23 protein-coding genes are annotated in these 22,600 nt (G+C 57.3%); all 23 read left to right on the plus strand.

Annotated features, from left to right (window positions below; all coding sequences use genetic code 11):
* Positions 1–23 precede the first annotated feature (23 nt).
* The 23 genes from flhA (at position 24) to proS (ending at position 22,598) form a co-directional block, all read left to right on the plus strand.
* Complete coding sequence (gene flhA, locus GXP70_RS12680) at positions 24–2,057, plus strand: flagellar biosynthesis protein FlhA (RefSeq protein ID WP_162357142.1); 2,034 nt, start codon at positions 24–26, stop codon at positions 2,055–2,057.
* Positions 2,054–3,466 carry a flagellar biosynthesis GTPase FlhF gene (gene flhF / locus GXP70_RS12685; RefSeq protein ID WP_162357143.1) on the plus strand — a complete coding sequence of 471 codons (1,413 nt, stop codon included), beginning with the start codon at positions 2,054–2,056 and terminating at the stop codon, positions 3,464–3,466. Before flhA ends, flhF begins: the two co-directional genes overlap by 4 nt.
* Positions 3,459–4,328 (plus strand): MinD/ParA family protein, encoded by an 870-nt coding sequence (locus tag GXP70_RS12690; RefSeq protein ID WP_162357145.1) that lies wholly within the window; start codon positions 3,459–3,461, stop codon positions 4,326–4,328. Before flhF ends, GXP70_RS12690 begins: the two co-directional genes overlap by 8 nt.
* Before the next feature lie 31 nt (positions 4,329–4,359).
* Positions 4,360–5,787, plus strand: a complete 1,428-nt coding sequence (locus GXP70_RS12695; protein ID WP_162357147.1) for a protein-glutamate methylesterase/protein-glutamine glutaminase — start codon at positions 4,360–4,362, stop codon at positions 5,785–5,787.
* 45 nt (positions 5,788–5,832) lie between these two features.
* Positions 5,833–7,905, plus strand: coding sequence for a chemotaxis protein CheA (locus tag GXP70_RS12700; RefSeq protein WP_162357149.1), 2,073 nt, complete (start codon positions 5,833–5,835; stop codon positions 7,903–7,905).
* A 14-nt stretch (positions 7,906–7,919) separates the two neighbouring features.
* Positions 7,920–8,381 (plus strand): chemotaxis protein CheW, encoded by a 462-nt coding sequence (locus GXP70_RS12705; RefSeq protein WP_162357150.1) that lies wholly within the window; start codon positions 7,920–7,922, stop codon positions 8,379–8,381.
* Positions 8,382–8,392: 11 nt separating this feature from the next.
* Positions 8,393–9,004 (plus strand): chemotaxis protein CheC, encoded by a 612-nt coding sequence (locus tag GXP70_RS12710; RefSeq protein ID WP_404822357.1) that lies wholly within the window; start codon positions 8,393–8,395, stop codon positions 9,002–9,004.
* Positions 9,001–9,495: a chemotaxis protein CheD gene (locus GXP70_RS12715; protein WP_162357154.1), complete on the plus strand. Its 495-nt coding sequence runs from the start codon at positions 9,001–9,003 to the stop codon at positions 9,493–9,495. The genes GXP70_RS12710 and GXP70_RS12715 overlap by 4 nt, the downstream gene beginning before the upstream one ends.
* A 1-nt stretch (position 9,496) precedes the next feature.
* Entirely contained in the window at positions 9,497–9,934 is a 438-nt protein-coding gene (locus GXP70_RS12720; protein ID WP_162357156.1) for a hypothetical protein, read from the plus strand.
* A gap of 4 nt (positions 9,935–9,938) precedes the next feature.
* Entirely contained in the window at positions 9,939–10,724 is a 786-nt protein-coding gene (locus tag GXP70_RS12725; RefSeq protein ID WP_162357158.1) for a FliA/WhiG family RNA polymerase sigma factor, read from the plus strand.
* Between the two features lie 20 nt (positions 10,725–10,744).
* Positions 10,745–12,151, plus strand: a complete 1,407-nt coding sequence (locus GXP70_RS12730; protein ID WP_162357160.1) for a flagellar assembly protein A — start codon at positions 10,745–10,747, stop codon at positions 12,149–12,151.
* A 68-nt stretch (positions 12,152–12,219) separates the two neighbouring features.
* The gene (locus GXP70_RS12735; RefSeq protein WP_162357162.1) at positions 12,220–12,549 is read left to right on the plus strand and encodes a hypothetical protein; all 330 of its coding nucleotides are present in this window, start codon (positions 12,220–12,222) and stop codon (positions 12,547–12,549) included.
* Positions 12,550–12,583: 34 nt separating this feature from the next.
* A complete protein-coding gene (locus tag GXP70_RS12740; RefSeq protein ID WP_162357164.1) occupies positions 12,584–13,204 on the plus strand; it encodes a DUF6115 domain-containing protein in 621 nt (206 codons plus the stop codon).
* The gene (locus tag GXP70_RS12745; protein ID WP_162357166.1) at positions 13,201–13,878 is read left to right on the plus strand and encodes an endolytic transglycosylase MltG; all 678 of its coding nucleotides are present in this window, start codon (positions 13,201–13,203) and stop codon (positions 13,876–13,878) included. Before GXP70_RS12740 ends, GXP70_RS12745 begins: the two co-directional genes overlap by 4 nt.
* A gap of 199 nt (positions 13,879–14,077) precedes the next feature.
* A complete protein-coding gene (gene rpsB / locus GXP70_RS12750) occupies positions 14,078–14,776 on the plus strand; it encodes a 30S ribosomal protein S2 (RefSeq protein WP_162357167.1) in 699 nt (232 codons plus the stop codon).
* Between the two features lie 131 nt (positions 14,777–14,907).
* Positions 14,908–15,558 (plus strand): translation elongation factor Ts, encoded by a 651-nt coding sequence (gene tsf, locus GXP70_RS12755; protein ID WP_162357168.1) that lies wholly within the window; start codon positions 14,908–14,910, stop codon positions 15,556–15,558.
* Positions 15,559–15,683: 125 nt separating this feature from the next.
* Positions 15,684–16,415 (plus strand): UMP kinase, encoded by a 732-nt coding sequence (gene pyrH, locus GXP70_RS12760; protein WP_162357169.1) that lies wholly within the window; start codon positions 15,684–15,686, stop codon positions 16,413–16,415.
* Positions 16,415–16,969, plus strand: a complete 555-nt coding sequence (frr, locus tag GXP70_RS12765; protein WP_162357170.1) for a ribosome recycling factor — start codon at positions 16,415–16,417, stop codon at positions 16,967–16,969. Before pyrH ends, frr begins: the two co-directional genes overlap by 1 nt.
* A gap of 71 nt (positions 16,970–17,040) precedes the next feature.
* Positions 17,041–17,805, plus strand: coding sequence for an undecaprenyl pyrophosphate synthase (locus GXP70_RS12770; RefSeq protein WP_162357171.1), 765 nt, complete (start codon positions 17,041–17,043; stop codon positions 17,803–17,805).
* 26 nt (positions 17,806–17,831) lie between these two features.
* Positions 17,832–18,626 (plus strand): phosphatidate cytidylyltransferase, encoded by a 795-nt coding sequence (locus GXP70_RS12775; RefSeq protein WP_162357172.1) that lies wholly within the window; start codon positions 17,832–17,834, stop codon positions 18,624–18,626.
* 22 nt (positions 18,627–18,648) lie between these two features.
* A complete protein-coding gene (locus GXP70_RS12780; RefSeq protein WP_162357173.1) occupies positions 18,649–19,788 on the plus strand; it encodes a 1-deoxy-D-xylulose-5-phosphate reductoisomerase in 1,140 nt (379 codons plus the stop codon).
* Between the two features lie 77 nt (positions 19,789–19,865).
* Positions 19,866–21,143, plus strand: coding sequence for an RIP metalloprotease RseP (gene rseP, locus GXP70_RS12785; protein WP_162357174.1), 1,278 nt, complete (start codon positions 19,866–19,868; stop codon positions 21,141–21,143).
* A gap of 6 nt (positions 21,144–21,149) precedes the next feature.
* Positions 21,150–22,598, plus strand: a complete 1,449-nt coding sequence (proS, locus tag GXP70_RS12790) for a proline--tRNA ligase (RefSeq protein WP_162357175.1) — start codon at positions 21,150–21,152, stop codon at positions 22,596–22,598.
* Positions 22,599–22,600: the final 2 nt, after the last annotated feature.

The raw sequence follows: 22,600 nt of genomic DNA on the forward strand, positions 1-22,600 counted from the left end.
CTATCCGATGGAGGAGGAACGTCATGAAGGCTAGAGATTTAACCATACTGATTGGCATTATCGGCATCGTGCTGATGATGGTTATTCCGATTCCGACTCCGCTGCTCAGCGTTCTGCTGATGATTAACATATCCATTGCATTGATGATATTGCTCATCTCCATGAATACGCAAGACGCGCTGCAATTCTCGATATTCCCTTCGTTGTTGCTGGTCACGACGCTGTTCCGGCTGGCGCTCAATATTTCGACGACCCGGAATATTCTCTCGAAGGCGGAAGCGGGCTCCGTCGTGGAAACGTTCGGCAATTGGGTTGCCGGCGGGCAGATCGCGATCGGCTTCGTCGTCTTCCTCATTCTGGTCGTCGTGCAGTTCATCGTCATTACGAAAGGCTCCGAGCGCGTTGCCGAAGTTGCCGCACGGTTTACGCTCGACGCGATGCCGGGCAAGCAGATGAGCATCGACGCCGACTTGAACGCCGGCTTGATCAACGAACAGCAAGCGAGAGAGCGCCGGCAGAAGATCGAGCGCGAAGCCGACTTCTACGGTTCCATGGACGGTGCGAGCAAGTTCGTGAAAGGCGACGCGATCGCCTCCATCATCATCCTGTTCATCAACCTGATCGGCGGCTTCATTATCGGCATGGCGGTGCACGGACTGTCTTTCTCGGAGTCGCTGTCGACGTTCTCCATCCTGACGATCGGCGACGGTCTGGTCAGTCAAATTCCGGCTTTGCTGATTTCGACGGCTACCGGCTTGATCGTGACGCGGGCGGCATCCGAAGGCAACATGGCGCATGACGTGACGACGCAGCTGTTCCGCTATCCGAAGCTGCTGTACATCGTAGCCGCTACCATTACGCTGCTTGGTATCGGAACGCCGATCGGCATCTTCGCTACGCTTCCGTTCGCGGCCATTATCGCCTTCGCCGCATACCGGATGCAGCAGAACCAGACGAAGCAAATGCAAGCCGAAGAGCAGCTTGTGGAGGAGCAGGAAATCGAAGAGGTTCGAAGCCCGGAAAGCGTCATCAGCCTGCTCCAGGTGGATCCGATCGAATTCGAATTCGGTTACGGCCTTATTCCGCTCGCCGATACGCAGCAGGGCGGCGATTTGCTCGACCGGATTATCATGATCCGGCGGCAATGCGCGCTTGAGCTCGGCCTGGTCGTCCCGGTCATCCGGATAAGGGACAACATCCAGCTGAAGCCGAACGAATATATCATCAAAATCAAAGGCAATACGATCGCCAGAGGCGAGCTGCTGCTCAATCATTACTTGGCCATGAGTCCCGGTTTCGAGGACGAGAGCATCGTCGGCATCGAAACGATCGAGCCCGCGTTCGGCCTGCCGGCGATGTGGATCGACGAATCGACGAAAGAGCGCGCCGAATTGACCGGCTACACCGTCGTCGACCCGCCATCCGTCGTCGCGACGCATTTGACGGAGCTGATCAAGCGCCACGCGCATGAACTGATCGGACGCCAGGAAACGAAGGCGCTGATCGATAATGTCAGAGAGTCGTATCCTGCGCTCGTGGACGAGCTGATCCCTTCGATTCTGAACGTCGGCGATATCCAGAAAGTATTTTCCAAGCTGCTTCGCGAGAAAATTTCGATCCGCGATATGGTTACGATTTTCGAAACGCTTGCCGATCACGGCGCCTATACGAAAGATCCCGATATCTTGACGGAGTACGTGCGGCAAGGGCTGTCGAGACAAATCACGCTGCAGTTCTCGAATCAAGGGGACACGCTTCGCGTCATCACGGTCGGACCGTCCCTGGAGAAGAAAATCGCGGAATCCGTTCAATCGTCCGATCAAGGCAGTTATTTGGCGCTCGATCCCGTCGCGACGCAGACGATCTATCAGAAGCTGAACGAACAGGTGAACAGGCAGATTCAGTCGGGGCATCAGCCGATCGTGCTGGCATCGCCGACGATTCGCATGTATCTGCGCCAAATCGTCGAACGCACGATGCAGGACGTGCCGGTTCTGTCGTACAGCGAGCTTGAGCCCAGCATTGAAGTTCAAAGCATTGGAGTGGTGAATCTATGAAGGTAAAGCGCTATGTCGTCAATGCATTACCTGAGGCACTGCCCATGATCCGCAGCGAGCTCGGCGTCGATGCCGTCATATTGAATACGAAGGAAATTCGCGTAGGCGGGTTTCTTGGCATGTTCAGGAAGAAGAAGACCGAAGTCATCGCGGCGATAGAGTCGGGCGGGCGCGACGGCGCGAGGCCGCCCGGCCGCCCGGCGGCGCCGGCCTCGAAGCCGTCGCCGTCGCCTGAGGCGGTCGCATCGATGGCCGCTGCGATATCGACTGCGGCTGCGGCGGCAAGCCGGGACCGTCAGGCCGGGGAAGCGCCGGCTGTTAGGCCGGCAGCGACCGCGATGCTTGCCCCGGAGCAGGAAACGTACGTCAAAGCTGCTGCGCCGGCAGCCGTCTATGCAGCGCGAACGGCAACCGCGCAGCCGACGGGCCGCGGCGACTTGCCGGGCGGGAACTTGGCATCCGGCACGGCCGCCGCTTCAGCCTCGCCTCCGGCGGCGGAAGCGGGCCGGCAGCGGATGTCGGAAGACCTGTTAATGGAAGAAATTCGCGATATGAAGCAATGGATCATGCGGATGTCCGCCCAGCAGCGCTTGAAATCCAGGCCTGCCGCCGTGCAGGAGCTGTATGACCGGCTCGAGGAGCAGGAAGTCGCAGAGCAATGGATCGATCGGATGATGGAAGCCGTCGAGGCCCGGCTCGAATCGGGTTCGGGCGGGCAACCGCCGGATGCCGTCGAACGTTCGACGGTATGGCAAATCGCGGAATCGGTATTGCTGGACTGGTTGAGAGATTTCGAGGATGGCGCGATTCACGGCGATACGAGGGTCGTTCACTTCGTCGGCCCGACCGGCGTCGGCAAGACGACGACCATTGCGAAGCTGGCCGCCGAACAGACGTTGAAGACAGGCCGGAAGGTCGGATTCATTACTTCCGATACGTACCGGATCGCGGCGGTCGATCAGCTGCGCACCTACGCGACCATCTTGAACGTTCCGCTCGAGGTGGTGTTCTCGCCGTCCGAAGTCGCGCGCGCATTCAAGGCGCTGGACGATCGCGAGCTGATCTTCATGGATACGGCCGGACGCAACTTCCGCAACGAATTGTACGTGTCTGAAGTCAACAGCCTGCTTCAAACCGGGACCCACTCGGAGACCTTCCTGGTGCTCAGCCTGACAGGCAAATTCAGCGATATGTCCGCGGTTGCGGACAATTTCACGAAATTCGGCGTTACGCGCGTCGTGTATACGAAGCAGGACGAGACGAGCGCCGTCGGCTCCGTTCTGAACTTGGCGATGGCGTACGGGCTGAAGCCGGCCTTTGTCGCTTACGGCCAGACGGTACCCGACGACATCGCAGCGTTCCGCGCTTCGGCTTACGTAGCGCAGCTGTTGGGGGATTCGCATGAATGACCAGGCAGAAGCGCTGCGGCATATGGTTCGCAATCAAGAATTGCGAGGCGAAGGCCGAATAACGCGCATCGTGACGGTGACCAGCGGGAAGGGCGGCGTAGGCAAATCGAATTTCAGCTTGAATTTCGCGCTCGCCTTATCGCGGCTCGGCAAGAAAGTGCTCGTCTTCGACGCCGACATCAGCATGGCGAATATCGACGTGCTCATGGGCATTTCGTCGACGTACAGTCTCTATCATCTATTGAAGCAAGAGAAGACGATTTGGGAGATTATCCAGGAAGGCCCGCAAGGGGTGCATTTTATCGCCGGCGGCTCCGGCTTCAAGGACTTGCTTGATCTCTCGACTTCGCAGCTCGATTACTTCACGGAGCAAATCGGCCGTCTGCAAGGCCAGTACGACGTCATTATCTTCGATACCGGAGCGGGCTTATCCAAGGAAACGGTGAAATTCATCGCCGCGGCGCAGGAAACGATCGTCGTCACGACGCCAGAACCGACTTCCTTGACGGACGCTTACGCGCTGATCAAGATGGTAACCGCGATGGAAGACGGCGTGAAGTTCAAGCTCCTCGTCAACCGTGCCGTGGACGCCAGGGAAGGGAAAGCGACGGCGGACAAAATCGCGCTCGTCGCCCGCCGGTTCCTGGAGCTCGAAATTCCGGTGCTCGGCATTATGCCGGACGATCCGAACGTCATGAAAGCCGTGAAGAAGCAGACTCCGTTTACGATTTCTTTTCCCGGTACCGGGGCTTCCAAATCTATCAACGAAATCGCCGTAAGGTTCGCCGATGCCTCCGGTTCTCCCGCATCCGCGAACAGCGGCGTCAAAGGGTTCCTGCAGCGTATGTTTAAACGATCATAACAATTCCTTTGAAGAGATAGGAGGCTGGCGTATGAGCACGACATCCCGCGTGCTTGTCGTAGACGATTCCGCGTTCATGCGGCAAATCATATGCGATCTGATCGAAGCGGACTCGCATTTCACTGTCATTGCGACAGCCAACAACGGCCGCGAGGCGATTGATGCGGTACGCCTGCACAAGCCGGATATCATCACGATGGATTTGGAAATGCCCGAGATGAACGGCCTGGACGCGCTTGAGCGCATCATGCGCATTCATCCAGTGCCCATCATCATGATGTCCAGCATCAGCGACGACGGAACGAGGGAAACGATCAAAGCGCTGCAGAGCGGCGCCTTCGATTTCATCCGGAAGCCGTCGGGCCCGCTGTCGCCGGACATTCGCCAGGTCGGCGAGCAGCTGCTGGAGAAGCTTCGGATCGCCGTTCTCACGAAACGCTATTCGCGCTTGTATGAAGCGGATCATCCTGCAGGCGAGGCGCCGGACAAGGCGAAGCCCGTCGCGACCTCGGATACGCAAAAGCCGGCAACCGATAGATCAACGGCCGGCAAGCAGCTCCCGAACGAGCGAGCCGCGGACAAGCAGCCCGCAGCAGGTAAGCAAATGCCGGACAAGCAAACGCCGGACAAGAAGGCGTTCGACAGGCTGACGGCCGATAAGCGCTCGTCGGCATCCGGCTTATTCGGGCGGAAGGCGAAAGCAGCCACGGCCGCCGCGCCGGCGGAGCAGCGCGGGAAGCCGCTTGACGAACCGTCAGCCGGACCTGCCGCGCCGTCGCGCGAAGCGGCTCAGCAGATCGAAGCGGCGAAGCTTCAGGCGGCCCCTTCCTTCGATCCGGAGCCGTCGCGCCCGCCGAAGCAGAACGCGAAACCGGCGCAGGCCTTCCAGCATCTCGTGGCCATCGGCACTTCGACCGGCGGTCCGCGGGCGCTGCATGAAGTGATCACGGCGCTGCCCGAAGACTTTCCCGCACCGGTGCTGGTCGTCCAGCACATGCCGCCTAAGTTCACGCGCTCGCTCGCGCAGCGGCTGGACACCTTCAGCAGCGTGCGCGTGACGGAAGCCGAGCATGGCGAACGCGTCTACGCCGGCGTCGTATACATCGCGCCTGGCGGCTATCATCTGGAGCTTGCCAAGGACAGCGGCGGGTACTGCATCAAGCTGTCGGACGAAGCGCCGCGGAGCGGCCATCGGCCGTCCGTCGACATGTTGTTCGAGTCTTGCGCTGCATTCCCTGAATTAAGACGGCATGCCGTCATCATGACAGGCATGGGCAACGACGGCGTGAAAGGCATGAAGAAGTTGAACGAGAGCGGCGCGGTAACGGCCATTGCAGAGTCGGAAGAGACTTGCGTCGTCTACGGCATGCCGCGTTCGGCCGTCGAGGCGGGCGCCGCGAAGACCGTGCTGCCGCTCAAAGGCATCGCGCCGGCACTGACGGCGGCCGTCAGAAAATAATGGATGGATTCGGGTATTAACCACTCGCGCAGGAGGTGCATGAACATGGATATGAACGCTTATCTTTCAATGTTTATCGACGAATCGAACGATCACTTGCAGTCGCTTAACGAGAACTTGCTGAAGCTGGAGAGCGCCCCGGACGATATCAGCATCGTCCAAGTCATATTTCGTTCGGCGCATACGCTGAAAGGCATGTCGGCAACGATGGGCTTCGAGGATCTGGCGTCGCTCACGCATGAAATGGAGAATGTGCTGGACCTCGTACGCAATCACAAGCTCGGCATGGACCAGTTTATTTTCGATACCTTGTTCAAGGGCTTGGACGCGTTGGAATCGATGGTGCAGGACGTGACGAACGGCGGAACCGGCAAAGCCGACGTAACCGCGATCGTCACCGATCTGAAAACGATCGTGAAGGGCGATCACAAGCATCAAGGCGCCGCGCAAGCTGCTGCGCAGACCGCCGGCGGCGACGACGGCAGCTCGCTTGATCAGTTCCAAAGCTCGATCCTGCTGCAATCCATCGAAGCCGGCATGTCCGTATTCCATGTCGTCGTTACCGTACGCGAGGATTGCGTGCTCAAAGCGGCACGGGCCTATATGGTGTTCGACTTCCTCGAGCGCAACGGCGAAATCGTGAAATCGACGCCGAGCTCCCAAGAGATCGAGCAGGAGAAGTTCGACCGTTCCTTCACGGTATTCACGATCGCCAGCATTTCGGAAGACGAGCTGCGCAAGGGGATCGAGTCCGTATCCGAAATCGAGAGCGCGGCCGTTACGCAGCTGGATACAGAATCGCTGATGCAGCTCGGCGCTTCCGCCGGGAACGGCGCGCCGGCCGCAGCCGCCTCGATCGCGCAAGAAACCGTTGCCGCGGCGCAAGCCCAGACCGCGGCAGCCGCGGCTCCGGCAGCGGCGCCTCAAGCGGCCGCGGCGCAGGCGCCGGCCGCATCGGGCGGCGGCGGATCGCGCACGATCCGCGTCGATATCGAACGGCTGGACTCGCTGATGAACCTGTTCAGCGAGCTGCTCATCGACCGCGTGCGGCTGGAGCAGCTTGCGAGCGAGGTCCGGCGCAACGATTTGACCGAGACCGTGGAGCATATGTCCCGCGTCAGCAGCGATTTGCAAAATATCGTGCTGAAGCTTCGCATGGTTCCCGTCGAGTCCGTGTTCAACCGCTTTCCGCGCATGGTTCGCGATTTGGCCAAATCGCTCGATAAGAAAGTCGACCTTGTCATCACCGGAGCGGATACGGAGCTCGACCGCACGGTGATCGACGAGATCGGCGATCCGCTCGTTCACTTGCTTCGCAACTCCATGGACCACGGCATCGAGTCGATCGCCGATCGGATCGCGGCGGGCAAGCCGGAGACGGGGACCGTCAATCTGCGCGCTTACCATAGCGGCAACCATGTCTTCATCGAAGTTGAAGAGGACGGCCGAGGCATCAATGGGGAGAAAGTCAAACAGACGGCGATCAAGAACGGCGTCGTCGATGCCGACTCCGCCAAGCGGCTGACCGACAGCGAGATCCATATGCTGATTTTCGCCCCGGGCTTCAGCACGGCGGACAAAATCTCGGATATTTCGGGACGCGGCGTCGGACTGGATGTCGTGAAGACGAAGATCGAATCGCTCGGCGGTCACGTCACCGTCGAGTCCGTGCAAGGCCGAGGGACGAAGTTCTCGATCCAGCTGCCGTTGACGCTGTCGATCATTGCCGCGATGCTCGTCAAGCTGGGAAGCGAGAAGTATGCGATCCCGCTGTCGTCCATCGTCGAGACGGCCATCGTGCCAAGGGAGCAGATTCGCAAGATCCACGGCAATCGCATGATCGATTACCGCGGCTCCGTCATTCCGCTCATATCGCTCGCTCAGGTGCTGGACTGCACGTCTTTCTCCGAAGAAGAAGAGCGCGAGACGGAAATCGTCGTCATTCGCAAAGGCAATAAGATCGGGGCCGTTACGGTCGACGAGTTTCTGGGACAGAGCGAAATCGTCCTGAAGTCGCTGGGCAAATATTTGACGAACATCGAAGCGATCTCGGGCGCAACGATTCTCGGGGACGGGCAAGTCGCGTTGATCGTGGATCCGAACGCGCTGATCAAATAAAGGAGGGTTTACGTATGGGTGAGGAAATGAAAGTGATCGTGTTTGGTTTGGCCGATGAGGAATACGGCATCGAAGTGGATAAAGTGCGTACGATCGAGCGGATGATGCCGATCACGCGCGTGCCGAAAACCCTCTCTTTCGTCAAAGGCGTCATCAACTTGCGGGGGGTTGTCATTCCGGTCATCGATTTGCGCGGACGATTCGGATTGCCTGAATCCGAACCGACCGACGGCTCTCGCATCATCATCGTGGCCGTGAACGATCTGGAAGTGGGCTTCATCGTCGACACTGCGAATGACGTCATCGATATCGATTCCGACACGATCGATACGCCTCCCGAGGTCGTAGGCGGCATCAAGGCCAAATATTTGCGCGGCGTAGCAAAGATTGGCGACGACAGACTGCTGATCATGCTTAACTTGTCCGAAGTGCTGAACAAGAGCGAGATCATCCAACTGGAACAGCAAGAGGCGTAAACGACGTGGATCTGCTGAACAGATTGGAAGCGTTCAAGCTGGATGTCTTGAAGGAAGTCGGGAATATCGGCGCGGGCAACGCCGCCACCGCCTTGTCCCGCCTTCTGGACAAGCCTGTCGACATGAGGGTGCCGACCGTCAGCCTCGTCCCGTTCGAGCGGATCGCCGATAAAGTCGGCGGCAGCGAACAGGTCGTCATCGCGGTGTTCCTTCGCGTCGAGGGCGAAGCGCCGGGGAATATGTTTTTTATCATCCATGAGGATTCGGCGAAGAAGCTGCTGCGCGGTTTGCTCGCCTTGGACGTTCAGGACGAGGGCTATTCCGAAATGGAATTTTCCGCGCTCGGGGAGATCGGCAATATTTTGGCCGGCTCGTACTTATCGTCTTTGGCGGACTTTACGCATTTGTACCTGTCGCCGACCGTTCCCGGCATTGCCGTAGACATGGCCGGGGCCATTCTCAGCTACGGGCTCGTGCAATATGGCGAGATGGGGGATTCCGCGTTGTTGATCGATACGGCGTTTCTGGAAGGGAAGGAAGTGCTGGCGGGCCATTTCTTCCTCATCCCGGATCCGGAATCGTTTGATAAAATTTTCAGCGCCTTGGGAGTGCCTAACGAATGAACGATGAACATGTTGTGAAAGTGGGTATGGCGGACCTGAAGGTTGCGGCCGGCGGAGCCATTCTGAAAACGACCGGACTCGGTTCCTGCGTCGGATTGACTTTATTCGACGAACGAACCAAGGTGGCCGGAATGGCGCATGTCATGCTTCCGTCTTCCGAGATCGCCAGGGAAGCTTCAATCAACATGGCGAAATACGCGGACACGTCCATTCCCCGCCTCATCGAACTGATGCGGCAGGAGGGCGCCGAACCGAGGCGGTTCGTCGCGAAAATGGCCGGGGGCGCGCAAATGTTCGCCTTCAATACGAATAACGATTCCATGCGGATCGGTCCGCGGAACGTGGAGTCCTGCAAACAAATGCTGAAACAGTTCCATATCCCGCTGCTGTCGGAAGACACGGGGGCGAACTACGGCAGAACGATCGAATTCTGCTGCATGAGCGGCGTCTTGACGATCCGCAGCGTTCAGCAAGGAGTAAAGGAGATTTAACATGATCGGTTCATGGCGCTGGAATGTCATGCTTGGCATTGTCGGAAGCTTGTTGACGTTGCTTTTCTCATTGAGCAGCAACGGGCTTGCAATTACGGGCCTCCGGTGTCTATACGCTTTTCTCGCTTTTTTCGCGGTCGCTTATCCGTTCAGGGCGCTGATTGCGTTTATTTTGCGGCCTAGCCCGGTCTCGGCGTTTCGGATGGGGAGCGACGCCGACGCCGCTATCGAAGACAAAGGACAAACGATTGACTATGCCACGCCCGACCAGGGCGATGAGCTGAACGAGCTGCTGAAGCATCAGATGGATGGAAGCGCACTGCCGGAAACGGGCCAACCGCCTGACTTTAAACCGCTGTCGCCTCCCAAATTAGTGTCGACCCAGAACAAAGAGCCTGAAGAACTGGCAAAAGCAATACGTCACCTAACAGGAGGGTGAAAAGATGATTGAGCCGAAAGCGCCTCACTTGTCTAACATCGAGATTTGGCGGAAATGGAAAGAAGACGGGGATATCGAAGCAAAGAAGCGGCTGATCGAACAGTATTTGACTTTGGTCGAATACGTCAGCAACCGGATGGCGATCGGCCTGCCGAAGAATGTCTCCAAAGACGACTTGGCGAGCAACGGCGTGATGGGACTTATCGATGCCATTGAAAAATTCGATTATAGAAGAGGTCTTCAATTCGAAACCTATGCTTCCTGGCGTATTCGCGGCGCGATCATTGACGGCTTGCGACAGGGAGACTGGGTTCCGCGTTCCGTGCGCGAGAAAGCGAAGCGGATTGAAGAAGCTTATCAAATATTGGAGCAGCAATATATGCGTTCGGTGAGCGATACGGAAATCAGCGGCTACTTGTCCGTGTCCGAGAAGGAATTCGGCGTCATGCTGCAGGAAATCGCGGTCACGACCGTTTGTTCCCTCGAGGATCCGATCCGGGACGAAGAGTCGGAAACGAGACTTTCGCTGCTTATCGACGAGAAAGCGAAAAACCCGGATTATAAGGTCCATGAGTTCTTCTTGAAAGAATCGCTGATTCGCGGCATCGATCGTCTGACCGAGAAGGAAAGAACCGTGATATCGCTGTTCTACTACGAGGAACTGTCGTTGAGCGAAATCGCCGAGGTCATGTCATTGTCGCCTTCGCGAATTTCGCAGCTGCATTCCAAAGCGATTCTGAGACTTCGGGGGGCATTGGAGAAACAAAAAGACCAATTGATGCAGCATTAGACCGTAAAGGAGGGGCAGTATTGACTACGACAGAAAACTTACAGCATTATCTTGTGATCCAGCAATCGCCGGACAAACTGGCCGCTTACTTAACCTTCAACGTGGCGGACGATAATTTCTCCTGCACGGCCGAGCAGTTGGACGATTTCCTGAAGAGCCACGGCATTAAGTACGGCGTAATGCGTGACGTGATCGATCAGCTGGTCAAGCTGCCGAGCCGATATTTCCACAGCCAGACGTTAATCGCGAAGGGCGACGCTCCGGTAAGCGGAGAGGACGGGTACATCCGGTTCGCCTACGATATGAACGAAGGCGAATATCAACCGTTGGAGCTTGAAAGCGGCAAGGTTGATTTCAAGGAAGTGACGCAGCTGAAGAACGTCAAGCGCGGCCAGCTGATCGCGGAGAAGGTGAAGGCGACGCTCGGCAAGGACGGGACCGCCGTCACGGGTGAGCCGATTCCGAGCCGTAACGGCAAAGAAGCGTACTTCAAGCTGGGCAAGAACGTCGTGCTCAATCCGGAGCAAACGGCGATGTATGCCGCGATCGACGGCTTGATCGCCATGACCGATAAGGCCAAAGTCAATGTGTTCCCGGTGTTCGAAGTCAACGGAGACGTGGACTACAAGGTCGGGAATATCGACTTCGTCGGCAATGTCGTTATTCGGGGCAATGTGTTAACGGGCTTCAAGGTGAAGGCCGCGGGCGATATTCGCGTCATCGGCGGCGTTGAAGGCGCCGTTATGGAAACGGACGGCTCCATCGAGATCACCGGCGGCGTGCTTGCGACCAACAAGGGATACATCAAGGCGGGCAAGAACGTCAAATGCTCCTTTATTCAAGACGGCAACGTGACGGCGGCCGACGACGTGATCGTCTCCCAGAGCATTATGCACTCTCAAGTTCGCGCAGGGCGCAACGTGCTGTGCACGGGAACGAAAGGACTGGTCGTCGGCGGCAGCATTCAAGCCGGCGAACGGGTTGTCGCGAGAACGATCGGCAATACGATGTCGACGGCTACCGTCATCGAGGTCGGCGTTCGTCCGGAGCTCAGAAGCGAACTGCTGGAACGGCGAGGCCAAATCAAGCAGCTAAGCGAAAATCTGGATAAATCCGAGAAGGCGCTTGCGCTGCTTGATCAGATGGCCGCGGCCGGCCAGCTGCCGCCCGACCGGATGGCGATGCGCGTCAAGCTGGGCTCGACCAAACGCGCGTCGATCGAGGAAATCGCCGTGAACAAGGAACGCGTGCTGGAGATCGAGAAGTCGCTGGAGGATATGGAGCGCGCCAAAGTCGATGCCGTGAACATCGTTTACGGCGGCACGAAAATCGTAATCGGGCGCAATACGCGTTTCATTAAAGAAGGCATGCAGCGCGTGTCTTTCCGCTATGCGGACGGCGATATCGTCATAGCGCCCTATATTTGAACAAGCCGCCGACCCGCCGATAGTCAGACCGAACCGCCCGGCCGCCGATTCGAAGGGAGGACGCCTCAATGCCCTATAAGCCGATCGATTTCCAAATCTCGATTCCGCGGACGCAGGAGACCGGGGTGCAGCAAAATCAGCTTAACCAGCGTTCGCTGCTCGAACAATCGATGCTGAAGCAGGATACGGAGAAGCACGCGGAGCGGCAGCGCACGCGCAATGCCGGCGTCGAGCAGAGCGGCAACCAAGGGATCGCCCCGAATCGTCATCGCGATTCCGGCTCGTCCAAGCGGAAGCGGCAACGGGAGGGGCACGAGGAGCGCGAGCCTGGACAGCAGCCGGATCCGGAGCCGGCGGCTCACCCGTTTAAAGGAAGACATATTGATTTATCGCTCTGAGAACGATTTTAAACATAAATAGCAGGTGAACATAATGGAGCCGTGGCAAACGATCATGCTTGTCGGAGGGATTGTCGTCGTATCCGCGGTCATGCTGCCGAAACGGGCGGGCAAGGAGAGTCCGGCCAACGACAGTCAAACCGTACGCAATATGGAGACAGCATTGGAGCAGTTCATGGAGAACATGGAAGCGGACAGCCGGGAAATCGCCGGATTGGTCAGCAAGTCGAACGAAGAATCGCAGGCGCAGGCGGCAAAACGCGATGATCGCGTCGGTCAATTGGAGCGGCGGATCGCCGAGCTGGAGCAGACGCTGGCCGAGCAGGCGGCATGGGCGGCGAACGCAGCCGCCGCCACTGGGGTGTCATCCGAATTCGGCGTCAGATTCGATCGGTCTGCTTCGCCGTTCGTTCCGCAGCCATCCGTTCAATCGGCGGAACGACCGGCTGACGCATCCGAGGTCTTGGAACCGGCCGAAGCCGCGGAAGAGACAGCGCCGCCGGCGCCGTCCATTCGCAGCCGATATGCCGAATTGTTCGAGCTGCACCAAGCGGGCAAATCCATCGAGGCGATCGCCAAGAAGCTTGGCCTGAACAAAGGAGAAGTTCAGCTCATTCTTCAATTGTCGAGGCAAGAGGAGGCGTCGCGAGGATGAACAGAAGACTATTCGTGTTCGGCATCGGCGTCGGGATCATCGTCGGAGCGGGTTTGCTGCAGTTCATGCTCATCGGCGAGCGGCAAGCGGATGCGCTGACGAATGACAGCGCCGCGAAGACCTACACGCAGGCGGAGCTCGATCAAGCCGTTGCCGACGAGCGAGAACGGGTTCAAGCCGAACTGGCCAAGCTTGGCGCGGGCGCCGCTGATCGAACTGCCGCCGAGCCGGGGAAGGCAGACGACCAAACGACCGATCCGGCGACACCCGTTCAGTCGGACCGGAAGACGGATCCGATCGATTCCGCAACGCCGTCGTCCGGCGAGGCAGCTTCCGATTCTTCAGGGTCTGCGTCGCAAGCGGATAACGCCGATAAATCCGCGGATAAGCCCGAATCCGGAGCCGCGGGGGAAGCGGCCGATGCAGAGCCGGCGCGCGTCATCGTGCGCATTCCGCCGAATGCCAGCGTTGCGGACACCGCTGGGCTGCTTGCGGCCCGCGGCATCATTTCCGATAAACAGGCGTTCATAGACCTGATGCGTAAGCGGACGATACGCGCAGGCTATTTTGCTTTCCAAGGGAAATTGAGCCTCCAGCAGGTGCGTGTTATCATTACGAGCAAGCCGCTCGACCCGGCAGCGGCGCGCATGGAATTGGAAGCAAGCGGGGAATAGCCCGCTCAAGTAATCGAAGTCTATGGAAGAAGTCAATAGCGGTTGCATGGCCGCATGCAGATGTGGTATAGTAATTGACGGTGTTAAAAACACACGCCGATTAATTTCGCCATTGGTGCTTCGACCCGGTCGAAGTGATGGCGGGAAATGAGATTGGCGGAGGAAACCAAAAAACCATTTAACAGGAGGTGTTGAAGAGATGGCGGTTATTTCCATGAAACAGCTTCTTGAAGCTGGGGTACACTTCGGTCACCAAACACGTCGTTGGAACCCAAAGATGGATCGTTATATCTTCACAGAACGTAACGGGATTTACATTATCGACTTGCAGAAAACGGTTAAGAAAGTCGAAGAGGCTTACAACTTCGTTCGTTCGATCGGCGAAGAAGGCGGCACAATTCTCTTCGTAGGCACGAAAAAACAAGCGCAGGATTCGGTTAAAGAAGAAGCGGAGCGTTGCGGCAACTTCTACATCAACCAACGTTGGCTCGGCGGTACGCTGACGAACTTCTCCACGATCCAGAAGCGTATCGATCGCCTGAAAACGATCGAGAAATGGGAAGAAGACGGTACGTTCAACGTGCTTCCTAAGAAAGAAGTTATCATTCTCCGCAAAGAGAAGGATCGCCTCGAGAAATTCCTCGGCGGCATCAAAGGCATGAGAAGTCTGCCAAGCGCACTGTTCATTATCGATCCTCGCAAAGAGCGCATCGCTGTTGCCGAAGCGCGCAAGCTTGGTATCCCTATCGTGGGTATCGTCGATACGAACTGCGATCCGGACGAAATCGACTACGTTATCCCAGGTAACGATGATGCAATCCGCGCAGTTAAGCTGCTGACAGCTAAGATGGCCGATGCAATCGTTGAATCGCGCCAAGGCGAGCAAACAACTGCTTAATATTGATTTAGGAACCGACAGGAAAGGGTGGTCAGAAGGTGTATGCCTCTCTCACCGCCCTTTTTTTAAGGTAAAAGCTTAAATACTTAACCAGGTCAGCATACTTAACCAATTTCAGGAGGTCACGAACGATGGCAGTTAGTGCAAGTGCGGTTAAAGAATTGCGTGAAAGAACAGGCGCGGGCATGCTGGATTGCAAAAAAGCGCTTGACGAAACAAACGGCGACATTGCGAAAGCGATCGACTTGCTTCGCGAGAAAGGTCTTGCCGCGGCAGCGAACAAAGCAGGCCGTGTAGCAACGGAAGGTACGGTGGAATCCTACATCCACGCCGGCGGACGTATCGGCGTGCTTGTCGAAATCAACTGCGAAACGGACTTCGTCGGCAAAACCGAACAATTCCGCGAATTCGCTCGCGATATCGCGATGCAAATCGCCGCTGCAGGACCTAAATTCGTAAGCCGCAGCGAAGTGCCTAACGACGAGCTGGACAAAGAACGCGAAATCCTGCGCGCGCAAGCGCTGAACGAAGGCAAGCCTGAGAAGATCGTCGAAAAAATGGTCGAAGGCCGCATCAGCAAATACTACGAAGAGTACTGCCTGCTTGAGCAGTCCTTCATCAAAGATCCGGACAAAACGATCCAAACGCTGCTGAACGAAAAAATCAGCACGATCGGCGAGAACATCTCGATCCGTCGTTTTGCTCGTTTCGAGCTTGGCGAAGGCATGGAGAAAAAAGAAGACAACTTCGTTGCCGAAGTTATGTCGCAAGCTAAATTGTAATCCGAACGCACAGGCGGGGCGGGGCGTTCGCCCCGCCGTTTTTTTAACTCAATATTCGAATCCGACAGGCAGCATTTTTCTAGTATGCGGCCTTTAAACAAGGTCCAAGATGGAGGTAAACCACGTTGCAAAGTCCCGTGTACAAACGTATCGTGCTTAAAGTCAGCGGTGAATCGCTTGCCGGAACCAATGGGTACGGCATCGACTCGGCCGTTATTTCTTCGATTGCCGAGCAGGTCAAGGAAGTAGTCGAGCTTAACGTAGAGGTCGCCATCGTATGCGGCGGCGGCAACATCTGGCGCGGCATCGCAGGCTCGGAAAAAGGCATCGACCGTGCAACGGCCGATTATATGGGAATGCTTGCAACCGTTATGAACTCGCTTGCGCTGCAGGATGCGCTGGAACAAATCGATGTACCTACACGCGTGCAGACATCGATCGCCATGCAGCAAATCGCGGAGCCTTACATCCGCCGCCGCGCGATTCGCCATTTGGAAAAAGGGCGCGTCGTCATTTTCGCCGCGGGTACGGGCAACCCATTCTTCTCAACGGATACTACTGCCGCATTGCGCGCAGCTGAAATAGAAGCAGAAGTCATTTTGATGGCGAAGAACAAAGTGGATGGCGTCTATTCCGCCGATCCGTTCAAAGACGCGACGGCAGAGAAATTCGAAACGCTGACGTTCATGGAAGTGCTGAACCGCAATCTGGGCGTCATGGATTCGACGGCTTCCTCGCTGTGCATGGATAACGACATCCCGCTGGTCGTATTCTCCATTACGGAAGCAGGGAATATTAAACGCGTCGTGCTTGGAGAGAAAATCGGAACAATCGTGATGAAAGGGAGTGCCACCTAGTGCCACAATCCATTAAGAAGAATGCCGAAGAACGGATGGACAAAGCCATCGCCGCGTTGAAGCGCGATTTGGCGACGCTGCGCGCGGGCCGCGCCACGCCGGCGCTGCTGGATCGTCTTCAAGTCGAATATTACGGCGCTATGACGCCGGTCAATCAGCTGGCGAACATCAACACGCCGGACTCGCGCACGCTGCTCGTGCAGCCTTGGGACAAATCGTCGCTCGGCGCGATCGAGAAAGCGATCATGAAATCCGATCTGGGCTTGACGCCTTCCAACGACGGTGCAACGATTCGCCTGTCGATTCCGATGCTGACGGAAGAACGCCGCTCGGAGCTCGTGAAATTGACGAAGAAGTTCGGCGAAGAAGCGAAGGTAGCGATCCGCAACATCCGCCGCGATGCGAACGACGATATCAAGAAGCTCGAGAAATCGGAAATCTCCGAAGATGAATCCCGCCGCCATCAAGACGATATTCAGAAGTCGACGGATAAATTCATCGCCGAAGTCGAGAAAGTGCTCGCCGCTAAAGAGAAGGACATAATGGAAGTCTAATATTGCTCACCGGCCCCTCCGAATGGTGGGGTTTGTTGCATAAATCGACGCTAGCGGCGGGGGGAACGAACATGTTACAGCGATTGAAAGCCTTGTTTGGCAAAGCGTCCGCGAAACCGTTGCCGATGCATGGGACTGATAACATACCGCAGCATATCGCAATCATTATGGACGGTAACGGCAGGTGGGCGAAGAGCCGCGGATTGCCGCGCATGGCCGGGCATCATTCCGGAATGAAGGCGGTCAAGCGGATTACGATGGCTGCCGACAACCTTGGCGTCAAATTCTTAACGCTGTACGCTTTCTCGACGGAGAATTGGAAGCGTCCCAAGGCGGAAGTCGAATTCCTGATGAAGCTGCCGCAAGAGTTTCTGACGCTGGAAATCAGGGATTTGATGGCGAAGAACGTTCAAATCCGTTTGATGGGCAACAGGGAAGGCTTGCCCGATCATACGCTGCGGGCGGTTGAAGAGGCAGTGGAGCGAACGTCCGGCAATAATGGGCTCGTGCTCACGTTCGCCTTGAATTACGGCAGCCGCAAAGAAATGATCGATGCGATTAAGTGTATCAGCCGGGACGTGAAGGACGGGAAGCTGTCCCCGGACGAGATCGACGTATCTCATATGGAAAGCCATTTGTTATCGGCCGGCCTTCCGGATCCGGATTTGCTCATTCGTACGAGCGGCGAGCTGAGGCTCAGCAATTTCATGCTCTGGCAGCTGGCTTACAGCGAGATGTGGTTTACGGACGTCTATTGGCCGGAGTTTTCAGACGAGCACTTTTATGAGGCAGTCCGGGAGTACCAGCGGAGAGCTCGCCGATATGGCGGACTGTAACAGTTGAACTGGAGCGTGTCGATGGCGTGAAACAACGCATAATTTCTGGCGTCTTGGCAGGTGCGGCCTTTATGGTGCTGACCGTGCTTGGCGGATGGTATTTCTTCGCCTTATTGCTATTTTTGACGATCGTCGGCATGACGGAATACATCCGCATGAACGGCGTATCGATGAAGCAGCCGCTCGCTTGGATCGCCATGGCGGGCGTACTGTTGTTATTTCTGCCCTGGGGCGATCTGGGGCTGAACCAGCCGGCTGCCTTACATATGATTTGGATGCTGATGTTCGTATTGCTCAGCGTGACCGTTCTGACGAAGAACGAGGTGACGATCGACGGAGCGGCGCTGATGCTGCTCGGCGCGCTGTACGTGGGATACGGCTTTCATGCGATGTACGACATCCGCAATGCCGATTCCCATGGCTTGATGACGACGATTATGGCGTTCTTCGCCATCTGGGCTTCGGACGTCGGCGCGTATTTCACGGGGAAAGCGATCGGCAAAAACAAGCTGTGGCCGGCGATCAGCCCCAACAAAACGGTCGAGGGCTCCCTGGGAGGCGTCGTGCTCTCCCTCATCATCGCGCTCGTCTTCGCCTTCATCTATCCGGACGTCATCTCGATCGGACGCGCGATCATGATCGGACTTATCGCCGCCGTTGCCGGACAGCTCGGCGACTTGATTCAATCCGCCTACAAACGCGTCCGCGGCATCAAAGACTCGGGCTCGATCATGCCCGGACACGGCGGCGTGCTCGATCGCTGCGACAGCTGGCTGATCGTGTTCCCGCTGCTCATCATGACGAATTTGCTGCCGCTGTAAAGCTTGCAAGGAGGCTTAAGCTTTGAAGAAAATATCGATTCTCGGATCTACGGGATCCATCGGCACGCAGACGCTGGACATCGTCGGCCGCGAGCCGGACCGGTACTCGGTCGAAGGCCTGGCTGCCGGCAGCAATCTCGAATTGCTGATCGAGCAGGCCAAGACGTTCCGTCCGAAGACGGTCTGTCTGGCTACCAAGACGCTGGCGGGCGAAGCGAAGCTGCGTTTACCGGCCGGCGTGAACGTCGTTTACGGCGATGAAGGCTTGATCGAGGCTGCCGCCGGAACCGATGCCGACACGGTCGTTACGGCGATCGTCGGCAGCAGAGGGCTTCCGGCGACGCTTGCCGCCGTCGACGCGGGCAAAACGATCGCGCTGGCCAACAAGGAAACGCTGGTGACGGCAGGCCATATCGTGATGCGGCGCGCAGCTGAGCGAGGCGTGGCGATCCTGCCGGTCGACAGCGAGCATTCCGCGATCTTCCAGTGCCTGAACGGCGAACGGCGCGTCGATGTCAATCAGATTACGCTGACGGCTTCCGGCGGATCGTTCCGCGACCGCAAGCGGGAAGAACTGCAGGGCGTAACCGTAGCCGAAGCGCTGAACCATCCCAATTGGTCGATGGGCGCGAAGGTGACGATCGATTCCGCGACGATGGCGAACAAAGGGCTGGAAGTCATCGAAGCGCATTGGCTGTTCGGATTGCCGTATGATCGGATCAAGGTGCTGATCCACCCGGAAAGCATCATTCATTCGTACGTGGAATTCGTGGACCACAGCATCATTGCACAGCTTGGCTTGCCGGACATGCGGGTACCGATTCAATATGCGCTGACCTATCCCGAGCGGAGAGCGACGCCGACGGACGCGCTGGATTTGGCGAAGCTGTCCGCGCTGCATTTCAGGGAAATGGATTTCGATCGCTATCCTTGCCTGCGATATGCTTACGAGAGCGGAAGAGCCGGCAAATCCGCGCCGACGGTGTTCAACGCGGCGAACGAAACGGCGGTGGCCCGTTTTCTGGCGGGCGAGATTGCGTTCCTGGAGATCGAAGCGATCATCGCGACGGTGCTGGAGCGCCATGAAATCGTCGAAGTTCCCGACGTGACGGCCATATCCGAAGTGGATGCCTGGGCGCGCCGGACGGCTGCCGGCATCTAACCTGGGTTCTCTTGTATCGAACGGGAGAATAATGATAATCTAAGTACAGGCCGTTACGAACAGGAGGCTCGTGAGCGATGCATATGATTCAAGTCGTCTTTTTGACGGTAATGGTCTTCTTCGTCATCGTGACCATACATGAATGGGGTCACTTTTATTTTGCGAAGCGCGCCGGAATTTTGGTGAGGGAGTTTGCGATCGGGTTTGGCCCGAAACTGTTCTCCATCAAACGCGGCGAGACGCGGTATACGCTTCGGCTCGTGCCTGCCGGCGGCTTCGTCCGCATGGCCGGCGAAGATCCGGAGCTGGTCGAGGTGCAGCCGGGACAGACGGTCGCCATCCGCGTGAAAGACGATAAAGTCACCCGTATTTATTTGGACCGGCTGGACGATCGCAGCAACGTCGTCCGCGGCGAAGTGGAAACGATCGATATCGAGCAGAAGCTGAAGATGACCTTGAACGCGGACGGGTTGATCGAAAGCTTCGCCATCCATCCGCAGGCGCTGTTGATCGCGAAAGGGAGAGAGACGCAAATCGCGCCGCTCGACCGGCAATTCGGCAGCAAGACGGTCGGACAGCGCGCGCTGGCGATCGTCGCGGGACCGGTCATGAACTTCGTGCTCGCCTTCGTGCTGTTCTTCGCGTATATCCAGATGGCGGGCGTTCCGATGGAGAATCCGGACCGGCTGTTGATCGGCGATGTCGTGCAGGGCATGCCGGCCTCGCAGGCCGACATTAAGGTCGGCGACGTGATCTACGCGGTGAACGGCGTCAAGATCGGCACCGATTCCGATAAAATGATCGAACTGATCAGCAAATCGGCCAATAAGCCGCTTACGTTTACCGTTGTCCGGAGCGGCAAGGAGATTACGTCCAAAATCACGCCGAAGCCCGATGACAACGGCGACGGGAAGCTGGGCATCTCCGCCGCGCTGCCGTCGCGTCCGGCGAAGATCGGCGAAACGTTCAAATACGCGGGCAATGCGATGAAGAACATGACGGTAATGATTTTCCAAGGCTTCAAAAACCTGGTGACCTTGAAGGTCAAGCTCGACGATCTTGGCGGTCCGGTAAGGACGGCACAAGTGACGAGCCAGATAGCACAGCAAGGACTGACCCAGCTGACATCGTGGGTTGCCGTGCTTAGCTTGTATTTGGGGATATTCAACCTGCTGCCGATCCCCGCGCTCGATGGAAGCCGTTTGCTCTTCCTCGGCCTGGAAGCGGTCCGCGGACGACCGGTCGATCCGAACCGCGAAAGCATGGTCCATTTTATCGGCTTTGCGATGCTCATGCTGCTGATGCTGGCCGTAACGTATAATGATATTTTGCGCTTGGTAAGAGGGGAGCACTAGTCGGCCATGTCGAAGGAAAAACAATTCGTAACGGAAATCACGCCGCAGAGCGAGGATTTCTCCCGTTGGTATATCGATGTTATCAAGAAAGCCGAACTGATGGATTATTCGCCGGTTCGCGGCTGTATCGTGTTCCGTCCGGAAGGCTTCGAGATCTGGGAGCATATGCGCGACGAGCTGGACCGCCGTTTCAAGGAAACCGGTCACCGCAACGCCTACTTCCCGATGTTCATTCCGGAGAGCTTCTTCTTGAAGGAGAAGGAGCATGTCGAAGGCTTTAACCCGGAGCTGCCGTGGGTTACGGAAGCGGGCGGCGAGAAGCTGGAAGAGCGCCTGGCCATCCGTCCGACGTCGGAAACGATCATCGGCCATATGTATTCGAAATGGGTGCAGTCGTACCGCGATCTGCCGGTTCTGATCAATCAATGGGCGAACGTCGTCCGCTGGGAGAAGCGGACGCTGCCGTTCCTGCGCACGACGGAGTTCCTGTGGCAGGAAGGCCATACGGCGCACGAGCTGGAGAGCGAAGCGCGCGAAGAGACGAACCGCATGCTGGAAATTTACCGCGATTTCTGCGAGAACTACCTTGCGATTCCGGTTATCATGGGCCAGAAGACGCCTTCCGAGCGGTTCGCCGGCGCGGTGGACACGTACTCGATCGAGGCGATGATGAAGGACGGACGCGCCGTTCAGGCGGGGACATCCCACTACCTCGGCACGAAATTCGCCGTCGCGTTCGATATCAAATATTTGGACCGGGAGAATACGCAGCAATTCGTGCATACGACGTCATGGGGCGTCTCGACGCGGCTGATGGGCGCGATGATCATGGTGCACGGCGACGACCGCGGCCTCGTGCTTCCGCCGAAGGTTGCGCCGACGCAGGTCGTGATGATTCCGATCGGACCGCCGAAGACGCGCGAGCAAGTCGTCGGCCGGGTGGACGAGCTGTACGCAGAGCTGAAGAAAGCCGGCATTCGCGTCAAAGTCGACGACCGCACGGACGTCAGTCCGGGCTGGAAGTTCAACGAGTATGAAATGCGCGGCGTACCGCTGCGGCTTGAACTCGGACCGCGAGACATGGAGAACGGACAAGTCGTGCTCGTGTCGCGCGTGACCGGCGAGAAGCGCATCGTGCAGCAGAGCAGCCTGAAGGAAGAAATTGAACGTATGCTGGCGGATATTCACCGTGATATGCTGGAGCGTGCAAAGCAATTCCGTACGGAACATTCGTATTCGGTCGAAACGCTGGACGAAATGAAGGCCTTGTTCGAGGAACAGCGCGGCTTCGCGCTGGCGGGCTGGTGCGGATCGGACGCATGCGAGCGTCAAGTGAAGGAAGAAACGGGTGCTACGAGCCGGAACATTCCGTTCGAGCCTGCCGAGCATAAAACGACATGCTTGGTGTGCGGGGAGAAGGCGGAGCATTCCGTCGTATTCGCTCGGGCGTATTGAGT

The sequence above is a fragment of the Paenibacillus lycopersici genome, assembly GCF_010119935.1.
GTDB classification, from domain to species: Bacteria; Bacillota; Bacilli; order Paenibacillales; family Paenibacillaceae; genus Paenibacillus_Z; species Paenibacillus_Z lycopersici.